Source organism: Corallococcus terminator, from assembly GCF_003611635.1.
Classification (GTDB): Bacteria; Myxococcota; Myxococcia; order Myxococcales; family Myxococcaceae; genus Corallococcus; species Corallococcus terminator.
In genome coordinates, this window is the sequence record NZ_RAVZ01000318.1 from 1 (window position 1) to 11,281 (window position 11,281).

Consider the following 11,281-nt stretch of genomic DNA (forward strand, 5'->3'; position numbering starts at 1 on the left):
CGCGGAGCCGGACACGGCGCGGGTGACACACTGGCCCGCCGCCAGGGGCGGGGCGCTCACGTTGCCTACCGGCACCTCGGTGGCGGGACGGGGCATCGTCCCCGGGGCCCCCAGCGACGGCACCGACGACAGGAACACGGCCACGTCGGACGACATCGACGGCGCCGTGCCGTCATTGCACACCGTCGCGGACGCGGTGAAGGCTCCGCCCATGCGCACGCTCGCGGGACCCGTCACGGAGCGGACGACGAGGTCCGGGCCCTGGCCGAAGCCGACGAGCCCCCGGACGAAGGTGTTGTTGTCCTCGCGCAGCTCCAGGACGCTGTTCGACGCGTCCGCGAGGGCGCCCAGGTACAGCGGCGCGTTCCACGTCGCGGCCGGAGGCGGATGGGCGACGCCCGTCAGCGACACCGCGCGACACGCGCCCGCGAGCAGGCCGCTGATGCCCTGCCCCGCGACCATGAACTGCGTGGCGGGCGGAACGGGGCCGGTGGGCAGGGACAGGCTGTTCACCGTGGACAGGTGCAGCTCCACAGACCCGTAGCTGGCGGCCTCCGTGCCCACGTTGCACACGGTCGCGGTGGCGGTGAAGGACTGGCCCGGGCTCAGCGACGCCGGTCCGTCCAGCCGCGTGACGACGAGGTCGGGCCGGTAGCCCACGCCCATCAGGCCCCGCACGAAGCCGTTGTTGGATTCGTCCGTCTCCATCACCCGCTGTCCGGTGTCGATGATGGCGCCCAGGTAGTAGGCGCCGTTGCCGGTGAAGCCAGCGGGCGGACTGGCCGGGACGGTCAACGAGCGACCGATACACTGACCCGCGCCCAGCGGCCCCACGTCCACCTCGCCCAGCGTCATCTGCGCCGTCGAGGGCGGAGAACCGGGCAGGGGCACCTGCTGGGTCGGGGTGGTGGACAGATACACCTGGAGCACGTTGCTCCCGGACGGGTTCGCGGGATCGGTGCCCGTGTTGCAGACCTTCGCGGTGACGAGGATGGGCTCACCGGGCCGCGCGCTCTCCGGCGCCTTCAGCTCCGTGATGCGCAGGTCGGGGCCATACGTGAGCGCGTGCGAGCGCACCTGGAGGACCGGCACCTCTGGAGGCACCGCCCCCTCTCCACAGCCGGTGAGGCCCAGTGCTCCAGCAATGACCCAATACGAAGACATCCATGACGACCTGCGCCGTGACATGCGTGCTCCTGAGGAATGAAGGGGGGATGGCTGCGTCCACCATGGGTGCCATGGCTCCGCCGGTCCGACAGACATCTTCCGGAGCCCCCGCGTTCCGTCAAGACACGAAAATCACAATATTTCACCTGTCTCAATTCTTGAGACCCCCTGTGTCTGACTTCACTCCACCCGTCACGTTGGAGCCACGCCAATCCCTCACACCCATGGCGGGGATGGGTGGAGCCGCGCGTCGATCCACCGGGCCACGGCCGAGAACCGTGGCCCCGGAGCCCGCCGTCAGTCGTTGTTGGCGCCGGGCTTCACGCCTCCGTTGAAGGCGCCATACGGCTGGAACGACCAGAGCGCCGCGCCCCAACGCTCGTAGAGTTTGAGGGTGCCGGGCGCGAACATCGTGCTGTGGTAGCAACCCGCGATGCCATTGCCAAACTTGAGCGGAGGGCTGCCCGCGAGCAGACGCGGCGCGGCGCCCGGCTGCTGGAGCGTGGCCACCTGGGCGGAGTAGTCCGGATCCACGCCGTCGTACGAGTACGGGTACTGGAAGATGTTGCAGGAGACGCCGCCATTGGGCTCGCAGAGGTTCTTGTAGTCCGCGTAGGAGACCTCCTGCCCCAGGAAGCCCGCGTTGAGGGCCTCCGTGCCGAAGTGCGCCAGCGTCGCACCATCCGGGATGCGCATGACGTGCGCGTAGGGCGTGAGCACCCAGTACGCCTTCCTCACGAAGTTGGGCGTCACGAAGATGGGCGGAATGGAGCAGTCATCGCTGCGCTGGAAGTGCGTGAAGAAGCGCCACTCGCTGCCGGAGACGTAGAGCTCCGGCGTCCCCCACGGGTCGCTGCCCACCGCCACCCGGTAGCCGTTCGTATAGAACTGGTTGTCCCAGGGCTTGCGCGGCACCGGCGCCATATACCCATACACCTCACCGCCCCATCGGTTGAACACCCGCACGTGGGGCCCACCACCCGGGCCGGGGATGGTGACGATCTCCGACACGTTGTCGCGCGTGACGTCGCCCGCGCCCAGCCGCACACCGCCGGTGAAGCCGGGGTCGTACGCCCAGAACTCATGCAAGAGCGTGGGCGCCCCCACCGCCTTCCACACGCGGACGAGCGGGCCCATGCCCCGGCCGGGCGCGGTGATGATCTCATCGTAGCCATCCCCATCCACGTCGCCGGTGGCCACGAAGACGCCCCCGCGGAAGTTCGAGTCGTAGGCGAAGAACTCGCGGAGCACGCCCCCGGTGTTCACGTCGAACACCCTCACCAGCGGACCGCCGCCCTCGCCGGTGCCCGTGACGGCGTCCGGGCGCCAGTTCGTCGTGACGCGGCCCGTCGCCATCTCCACGCCCACACCCATGGTGGACTCGTAGGCGTAGAAGGAGACCCAGTTCGCGTTGCTGTTCGGATCAAAGGTCTTCACCGCCGGTCCGCCCCCAGGCCCGGCGCCCGTCGCGTACAGCGGAGTGTTGGGTTTGGCGAGCGCCGCCGTGGTGAAGACGAGCGCCGCGAACAGTATCAAGCGATGCATGCGAACCCCCTGTTGACAAAACGGGTAAAAATGGTTTTCCATTTTTAACATGAACATCAAAAATCCAGTACTCGGTGTGTTGACCCTGGTCTCCGTGGCGTGTGGTGGCGAGGTCCCCGTGGGCGACGACGCCGCCCTGGACGCGGTGGGCTCCACGGGGCAGGCGGCCTTCTCCGGGGTGAATGGGACGGTGTGCGAGGAGAGTGCGTACAACTGCAAGCTGCGCCCCTCCGGTGGCAACCGCGTCCTCACCAACGACCCGGACGACGACGACTCCTGGGAGCTCTACACGGGCGGGCCCGTCCGCGACGGCAACGGCACGGTGGTGGCGACCTCCACCCGGACGAGCGCCACGTTCAACCACGGCCAGACGCGCACCTTCGCCGGGGAGCTGCATGCCTTCGCGGTGTCGACGTCGAACTCCAGCGCGGGCTGGATGCCCATGTCGGCCATCAAGGGCCGCACGTCCTTCGAGGACAAGGTCGGGCACGTCTCCGCGCTGAGCTCGGGACTGGCGAAGATGGCGTGCTACGCCGTGCGCAACTCGCACGACACGACGCTGGAGTTCAAGAAGGTGGTCTACGACTCCGACGCGGTCCACGAGCGCGCGGGGGACTACCTGCCGCTCGTCCGGGCCAATGGCCTGCGTTCGGCGAACCTCACCTTCAACGTGCCGGGCTTCGGTCTGGGCGGCGTGGCGGTGGACCACTTCCCCGCGGGCACGAAGTTCCAGCGCCTGGATGTGCCCACCAGCTCCGGCGCCCCGTCCATCGACATCCCGCTCTGGGTGCAGGACAGCGCGGGCCGCTACCGCCAGCAGTCGGGGACGATGAAGTTCATCTACGGCTACGTCATCGCCGCGACGGGCACCCGCCGCAACGGGTGGATGGCCTACGACGCGCTCCAGGTCAGCTCCGGCTGCCCCTGAGCCTGTTTCAAGGCTCCGGCTTCACGACCAGCCGTGCCAGTGCGTCCCGCAGTCGCGCCGGCATGGCCACGGCCTTGCGCGTCGCGCGGTCCACGAAGACATGCACGAAGTACCCGTGGGCCGCGGCCTGCTCGGCGTCTTCCTTGAAGAGGGCGATGCCGTAGGTGACGGAGCGGTTGCCCAGCTTCTCCACGCGAAGCCCCGCGCGCAGGCGGTCGGGGTACGCGAGCGGGGCGCGGTAGGTGCACTTCGATTCCACGACGAGCCCGATGATGGTGCCCGCGTGGATGTCCAGGCCGCCTTCGTGGATGAGGTAGTGGTTCGCGACGGTGTCGAAGTAGCTGTAGTACGTGACGTTGTTGATGTGGCCGTACAGGTCGTTGTCCATCCACCGGGTGGTGATGGGCAGTAAGTAGCGGTAGCGGTCGGCGGTCTCGGCGTCGGACACGGGGTGGCCTCGGGCGTCGGTTACCAGTAGCGCAGCGCCTGGTGGAAGAGTTCGGAGAGGACGGGCCGGGTCATCTCCCGGGGCGCGTTCTGGAGCAGGCGCTGCTGCGGGAAGGCGCCCTCCGTGAGCGCGGCCACGTCCGCGCCGGTGTAGCCCACCCCGCCCAGTCCGTTGGGCATGCCCACCGCGCGCATGACGTGGACGAGCCGGCCCGCGAGCACCTCGCCCGCGTCCGCTGGCGTGGCATCGCGCACGTCCGCGCCCAGGTGGCCCGCGGCCTCCAGGTGGCGCTCGGGGCTCGCGGAGGCCGTGTAGCGGAACACCGCCGGGGCGTTGACGATGACGGCCATGCCGTGGGGCACCAGGGGCTCATCGTCCGGATAGCCCGACGGGCGGAAGTCGCGCACCCGCCCGGCCACCGCGTAGGCCATGCCGTGCGGCGCATGCACGCCCGCGTTGCCGAACGCGATGCCCGCGAGCGTGGCGGCCCACATCAACTGCTCACGCGCCTCAGCGTCGTTCGCGTCCTTCACCCCGCGCTCCAGGTACAGGCCCATCAGGCGCAAGGCTTCGCGGCAGCCCAGGTCGCTCCAGGGGTTGGCGCCCTGGCTCATGGGCCGCAGGCTCGGGCGCGCGGGAGCGGGACGGCGCACGTAGGGCCGCGCCGTATAGGACTCCAGCGCATGCGACAGCACGTCCAGGCCGCTGGCCGCGACCACCTCGCCGGGCAGGGTCGCGGTGCAGTCCGGGTCGATGAGGGCTTCGGTGGGGCGCAGCGCCGGTGAGGCAATGCCTGTCTTTGCTTCCATGGACAGCAGGTCGAAGATGGTGATGCCCGTCACCTCGCTGCCCGTTCCCGACGTGGTGGGACACGCGATGTGCGGTTTGAGCGGACCGGGCACCGGCCTGCCCTCCCCCACCGGCGCGTTGACGTAGGCGAGCAGGTCCGCCGGATGCGTGGCGTAGAGGTTCGCGGCCTTGCACGTGTCGATGACCGAGCCTCCGCCCAGGGAGACATAGCCATCCGGCTTTACCTCCGAGGCGAACCGCGCCGCGTCCAGGAAGGACTGGTCGGTGGGTTCGACGTGCACGTCCGTGTACACGGCCACGTCCAGCCCGGCGGCGCGCAGGGACTGGAGCACCTTGTCGAAGTGCGCGAGCCGCGCCACGCGCGCATCGGAGAACAACACCACGCGCTTCATCCCGAGCGCCCGCGCCCGGTCCCCCACTTCGGACAGACAGCCCCGCCCGAAGGTGATGCGGGACGTGTCCACGGTGAAGGCGCTGTCGCAGCCTTCGATGACAGGGGGGTAGTGACAGCAGCCCATGCGCGCTCCTCCGGACCGTTACCTCCCCAATCTACAGGGAGGAACCAGCGCCGGAGGAGCATGCATTCGCCGGTTGTCAGGGTCTGTGCAGGATCGCCAGGTCCCCCGCGAGCCACAGCTCCGAGGCGGAAGGGGCCCACACGTGCCGGAAGTCACGGCGGACGCCGGTGCTTTCGGCGGTCCAGCGCGTGCCATCGAAGCGCAGCAGCGTGCCCGTGTCCCCGGTCGCCCAGACCGTGTTGGCGTCAAGCCCCCACAGCCCATGGAGGGCGGCCGTGGTGCCGGAGGACACGGCGCTCCAGCCCGTGCCGTTGAAGCGCAGCAGCTTGCCCGCCGCCCCCGCGGCCCAGATGTCCGTCGGCCCGCTGCCCCACACCGCCTTCAGGGACTCCGTGGTGCCGGAGTCCATGACGGTCCAGGCGCTGCCATTCCACTGCACGATGGTGCCGGTCTCTCCCACGGCCACGGCCAGCGAGGGGCCCTGAACCCAGACGGCATTGAGCACCACCGTGGTGCCGGTGGGATGCCGCGTCCAGCCCGTCCCATCGCGGTGCAGCGCTGCGCCGCCCTCCCCCACCACCCAGAGGTCCGCCGCCGACGCGCCGTGGATGGCCGTCAGTCCCAGGTCCTCCGTCTCCGTCTCCGCCTCCTCGACGAACTGGGTCCCATCCCACCGGAGGATACGGTCGAAGAACGAGGTCACCACCCAGACCTCCGACGGCGAGGCTGCGTACACGCCGGAGATGTTGTCACTGGTGAAGGTGGCCAGACGGGGCTCGAGCCATCCACCGCCATTCCAGTGCAGGATCCGGCCCGAATCCGACACCACCCACACATCCGACGGGCCCGTGCCATGAATGTCCCGGATCGTCGACGACGAGCCGAGGGGCGCCGTCCGGTTCCAGGAACTCCCGCTCCACCGCTCCGCGACGCCATTCGCCCCGAAGAGCCACGGCTGGTCGGGCGCGCTGCCGGCGAGGACGCCGTTGGGCCCGGTGCCCACCTTCGACCAGATCGTGCCGTCCCAGCGGTGACGGTCGCTTTCCCCCACCGTCAGCAACAGCGAGGGGCTGGCGGCGAACACATGAAACAATTGATCCGCCGTGCGCACGTGCTGCGTCGCCGCCGTGGGCGTGACGCGATAGATGGCGCCATAGTCATCACAGAACAGGCAGGGGTCATCGGAGGTGACGGTCCAGACATCGTCGGGGCCGGTGCCCGTCACGTCGTAGAACGGGAGCGACGTGCCCGCGTCGATGCTGGAGACGTTGCTGCCATCGTAGCGGCGCACCGTGCCCCCCTGCCCCACCATCCAGACATCCGCGGGCCCGCTGCCCCAGATGTCATTGAGGGACTGGGTCGTGCCCACGCTCACGCCCTGGAAGCCACTGCCCTGGTCACGCCGCACGGTGCCGTTTTCGCCCACCACCCAGACATCGCTCGGACCGGAGGCCCACACGGACGCCAGGTCCCGCGTCGTTCCAGCCCCCACCGAGGAGAAGGCGCCCCCCGTGGAGCGCAGGACCGTGCCTCCCGCGCCCACCGCCCACACGTCCGTCGCGGAGACCGCGTGCACGCCACGCAACTGCGTCCTCGTCCCGCTGGCCACGGGCGTCCACCGCGTCCCATCCCAGTGCTGGATGTACCCTTCCTCGCCCACGACCCAGCCGTCATCGGCCGCCCGGAAGTGCGCGCCCGCCAGATGGAAGCCATGCGGCAGGGGGTATTCCCAGCAGAAGCCATCCAGACACTCGCGGTCGGCGGCGGGGATGCCACAGGTGTGCTCCACCCCGCGCCCGCCACAGACCTCCGGCGCCGCGCAGGTTCCGCAGTCCAGCGGCTGGCCACAGGCGTCCGTCGTGGCGCCACATTCGAACCCCTGGGTTTCACACGTCCGCAGGTGGCAACCGGCATCCGCCGAGGTGCCCGCATCCGAGGTTCCGGCGTCCGGAGGGTCGTCGGGTTCGTCGTCCCCACATGCGGTGGCGCCCAACGCGCCCATGACGAGGAGCATCACGGGGAGCATCCGCCGTCCCCATCCCTGAAGGGTGGAAGGCACCGCACCCGCGCCGCTGGCGTTGTCACGCAACATGCATCCCCCTGGCCGAAGCCGAGGCCCCCCCGTGGACCGGGTTGGCTGTCGGACAGAAGTGGCACCAGCCCGCCCCGGTGGATCGCGGGATCGACGCCCGGGCGGCCCGGGACGCTCGTGGCAGCGCGTCAACGCACGGCGGCGCGAAGATTCAGCCTGGCCCGCGTACATGAGGGTGAACGAAGCTTCCGCCCGGATTTCCAGCAGCGGCGCTCCTCTGCGCCCAGGTCCTACACCATGGCACGTCCCAAGAGCCCCCTCGTCTGGATCCTCATCGTCGTCGGAGGCGCCAGCGCGCTGTGCTGTTCCGGCACGCTGGGGCTCATGGTCCTGGGCCTCATCTCCGGCTCCGACACCGACAGCCCGGGGGCCGTGGCCGGAATGGCCAGCCCCGCGGACCGGGCACGGGCGGGCAAGCCGGGTGAGCCCGGAGGCTTCGCGTTCGACGCGCCGCAGGGCTGGAAGACCCAGGCGGACGGTCGGTTCATCACCGAATGGACCGACAGCAGCAACCTGCTGGGGGTGGAGGCCCTCCGGTTGCAGAGCGTGCCCGGCCTGGAGGATGGCGAGGGCAAGCTGCTGCGGATGTGGCGCGAGCGCGTGGGCGCGGACTGGGCGGACGTGAATCCCAACCCACCGGCCATGCGGCGCTTCGTGACCAACGGCGCGCGCGCCTTCTTCACCGCGGCGGTGGTGACGCACAAGACCAACGGGAAGTCCTTCCGCGTGACGCTGATGCTCGTCGAGGCGGACACCCGCTTCGAACCGCTGGTGTTCATCCAGAGCTTCAGCAGCCCCGGAGCGGGCGAGGCCATGTCCGCCTCGTTCTCCTGGAACACCTCCCACCAGAAGGTAGAGGAGGCCCTGAAGGGCGTGCGCGGAAGCCCTGTCGGCCTGCCGCTCGCGGATGACGCCGAGCTGGTGGGGGACTTCACCTACAGCACCAGCAGCGCGGCCCAGTGGGCCACCGCGTATGGCGGAACCACGATGACGGCGGTCTCGTACGCCGTCCAATACATCCTCGGAGCGGACCACACGTACCAGTACAAGTACTCCGGGGCCTCGGGCGTGGTGGGCGCGATGACCTTCGGCTCGGAGGACGACCGGGGGACCTGGAGCATCCACCACGACATCCTCACGCTGACCGGGGAGAAGCGGCCCCGCCGCTACCTCATCGTCGGTGCCGGACACACCCCCGAGGGAAAACGCTTCGTCATCCTCATGCCCGAACACCCCCGCTGGTCCCTCTACCCGGGGGCCCTCTCCCAGGACGCGCAGATGTTCGTCGCGACGCAATAGGGGCACGTCCCTCGGCTCAAGGTCCTCCGCCGTCTCCGGCCTTCTTGGGACTTTGCGCCGCCCCGGCGTGAGCAGGCGGCCCCCTGGCGCCGCTCGGACCCGCCGCGGGTGCCGACGGTCGTCCCCCACGCCGCCGACGACGCCGCTTCGCCGGAGTGCCTGTGGCGGCTCCTCCCAGCTCGCGGAGGACCCGCCGGTGCACCCCACCCTCCAGACGCAGCTCCTGCATGAGCGGTTGCACCTGCCGGGCCGACTGCGGCTGGCGCAGCGCTTCGCTCAGCCGCTCGACGATGTCGATCCGCAACGCCACGCCTCCGAGCACCTCATAGCCAAAGGCTCGCGCTGACAGGCCTCCCAGCGCCGCGACCTCCAGCACCGGCTCTCGCGGAACGCCCGGGGGCGCGGTCCGCTGGTGGAGCAGCGCCGTCAGCATGCAGCGCCGCTCCAGCGCATGCGGGGTGAGTGCGTTTGCGACGTAGAAGAAGCGCTGTCCCTCGCGGACGCCCAGCGTCCGGAAACGCTCCTGGGTCTCTTCGTCCAGGAGCCGCCACTGCTCATGTGCCTCTGTCTGGGAAATCACCCCCAGCCCTTCGGCCAGACGGTAGGCGAGTCCCCGCGCCGCCCCGGAGCGCCCCTCGCTGGAGAAGGACTCGGAGGGAAAGCCTCCCATGGCCTCGGTGACCAGGTCCCGGGCCAGCGCCACCAGCCGACGCTCCAACTGCCGCCGAGCCCCGCCCGTCCACACCTCCGACTCCGCGAGCGCGACCTGCGGTGAGCGCCGATCCTTCCCGCGCACCAGCCGGGCCAGCGGCTCCCCTTCGAAAGAGATGGTCCCCGACGCGTCCACCTGGAAGGCGTCATGGGTCGCGTCCACCACGCGCTGGACGAACTGCTCCTCCGTCATCGCGGCGCCGTCCGTGCCCGTCACCTCTCCCAGCAGGAGCCCCAGCTTCGCGAAGGGACTGTCCGAACCGGCCGCGGGCTGCGCGGTGTTCCGCGCGAAGCGGCGGGGACTCCGACGCGCGGCGCGTTGCACGAAGCGCTCCACCAGCCGCTCATGCAGGGCATCCCCCAGCGCGTCCTCGATGCGCCGCGTGCGTTCCTGCCAGGCCTCCGCGTCATCCAGCCAGCCCGGACGGTGGCTGATGTATGTCCAGATGCGGATGGCCGCCAGCCGGTCCATCAGGGTGTGGATGTCTCCGGAGACATCATCCAGCGGTGACACCTGTCGCGAAAGCCAGCCCGGCTCCAGCTTCCCGTCCCCCGCGGAGAGCTGGAGGAAGGTGTCGCGCAGAAGCGAGACATGCAGCCCGAAGAGGCCCTTGCGGAAGTCCGGCACCTGGCAGACCTGCCACAGCAGCTCCACCATGGACCGGTGGGTGGCGACCTCCTGGATGGCGGGAACGCTGGACAGGTGCCGGAGCGCATCGAAGTCGTCCGCGCGCTCCACCCGGACAAAGGCATTGTGCCGCGGCGCCTGGGACAGGGACTCCAGCAGCGACTCCGGGCTGGAGAAGTCCAGGGAGGCATTGCGCCAGATGAGACTGCGCACCGCCGGGAAGCGGTGGGTTTCAATGGCGGAGACCACGCGCGGCGACAACTCCGGCAACGTGTTGAGGGTCGCGAAGCTGCCGTCGTTCAGGTGGCGTCCCGCGCGGCCGGCGATCTGCGCCAGCTCATCCGGGAAGAGCTCGCGAGGTTCGGAGCCGTCGAACTTGGAGAGCGCGGCGAAGGCCACGTGGTTCAGGTCCAGGTTCAAGCCCATCCCAATGGCATCCGTGGCCACCAGGTACTGCACCTCCCCGGCCTGATACATCGCCACCTGGGCGTTGCGCGTCCTGGGCGAGAGCGCGCCCAGCACCACCGCGACGCCTCCCCGCAGGCGGCGCAGCGCTTCCGCGAGCTCGTACACGCGGTCCGCGGAGAACGCGACCACCGCCGAGCGCGGCGGCAGGCTCTTCAGGGAGCGATGCCCGGAGTAGCGAAGCTGGGACAGGCGCGTGGCGCGCTTCAGCGAGGCGTGCGGGATGAGCGACTGGACCATCGGGCGCATCGTCTCCGCGCCCAGGAACCAGGTCTCCTTCAGCCCCCGCGCGTGGAGCAGGCGGTCCGTGAAGACGTGCCCGCGCTCGCGGTGGGCGGCGAGCTGGATTTCATCCACGGCGACGAAGTCCACCTGCCGGTCGGTCGGCATCGCTTCGACGGTGCAGATCCAATAGTCGGGGCGCGGAGGGATGCGCTTCTCCTCGCCCGTCATCAAGGCGACCCGCCCCTCGCCCACCCGAGCGGTCACCCGGTCGTAGACCTCCCGGGCAAGCAGGCGCAGCGGCAACCCCATGATGCCCGTGTCGTGTTCGAGCATCCGCTCGATGGCGCGGTGGGTCTTCCCGGTGTTGGTGGGCCCCAGCTCCGCCACGACGACGGACGAGCGGTGGGATGGGCTGGCGGTCATGGGCGAAGACTAACCCCGACCC

Annotated in this window: 8 protein-coding genes; 2 read left to right on the forward strand and 6 right to left on the reverse strand. The window is 69.9% G+C overall.

Translation table 11 applies throughout. The features are described from left to right. On the reverse strand, positions 1-1,164 hold a 1,164-nt coding region (locus tag D7V88_RS32810), incomplete at its 3' end, for a CARDB domain-containing protein (protein WP_279636115.1). A gap of 300 nt (positions 1,165-1,464) precedes the next feature. After that, the gene (locus D7V88_RS32815) at positions 1,465-2,712 is read right to left on the reverse strand and encodes an FG-GAP repeat protein (RefSeq protein ID WP_120544563.1); all 1,248 of its coding nucleotides are present in this window, start codon (positions 2,710-2,712) and stop codon (positions 1,465-1,467) included. 49 nt (positions 2,713-2,761) lie between these two features. Between D7V88_RS32815 and D7V88_RS32820 the strand changes: the two genes are divergently transcribed. Further along, complete coding sequence (locus tag D7V88_RS32820; RefSeq protein WP_120544564.1) at positions 2,762-3,640, forward strand: hypothetical protein; 879 nt, start codon at positions 2,762-2,764, stop codon at positions 3,638-3,640. 7 nt (positions 3,641-3,647) lie between these two features. On the opposite strand, the gene D7V88_RS32825 is transcribed toward D7V88_RS32820, so the two are convergent. The 3 genes from D7V88_RS32825 to D7V88_RS32835 all read right to left on the reverse strand — a co-directional run bounded on the left by D7V88_RS32825 (position 3,648) and on the right by D7V88_RS32835 (position 7,433). After that, positions 3,648-4,088, reverse strand: coding sequence for an acyl-CoA thioesterase (locus D7V88_RS32825; protein ID WP_208726607.1), 441 nt, complete (start codon positions 4,086-4,088; stop codon positions 3,648-3,650). Between the two features lie 20 nt (positions 4,089-4,108). Then, positions 4,109-5,416: a hydroxyacid-oxoacid transhydrogenase gene (locus D7V88_RS32830; RefSeq protein ID WP_120544565.1), complete on the reverse strand. Its 1,308-nt coding sequence runs from the start codon at positions 5,414-5,416 to the stop codon at positions 4,109-4,111. Between the two features lie 76 nt (positions 5,417-5,492). Further along, positions 5,493-7,433 carry a WD40/YVTN/BNR-like repeat-containing protein gene (locus tag D7V88_RS32835; protein WP_147448953.1) on the reverse strand — a complete coding sequence of 647 codons (1,941 nt, stop codon included), beginning with the start codon at positions 7,431-7,433 and terminating at the stop codon, positions 5,493-5,495. A gap of 312 nt (positions 7,434-7,745) precedes the next feature. Between D7V88_RS32835 and D7V88_RS32840 the strand changes: the two genes are divergently transcribed. Beyond that, positions 7,746-8,807: a hypothetical protein gene (locus tag D7V88_RS32840; protein ID WP_120544567.1), complete on the forward strand. Its 1,062-nt coding sequence runs from the start codon at positions 7,746-7,748 to the stop codon at positions 8,805-8,807. Positions 8,808-8,823: 16 nt separating this feature from the next. Here D7V88_RS32840 and D7V88_RS32845 read toward each other — a convergent pair whose 3' ends face one another. Next, positions 8,824-11,259, reverse strand: a complete 2,436-nt coding sequence (locus D7V88_RS32845) for a helicase-related protein (protein ID WP_120544568.1) — start codon at positions 11,257-11,259, stop codon at positions 8,824-8,826. Positions 11,260-11,281 lie beyond the last annotated feature (22 nt).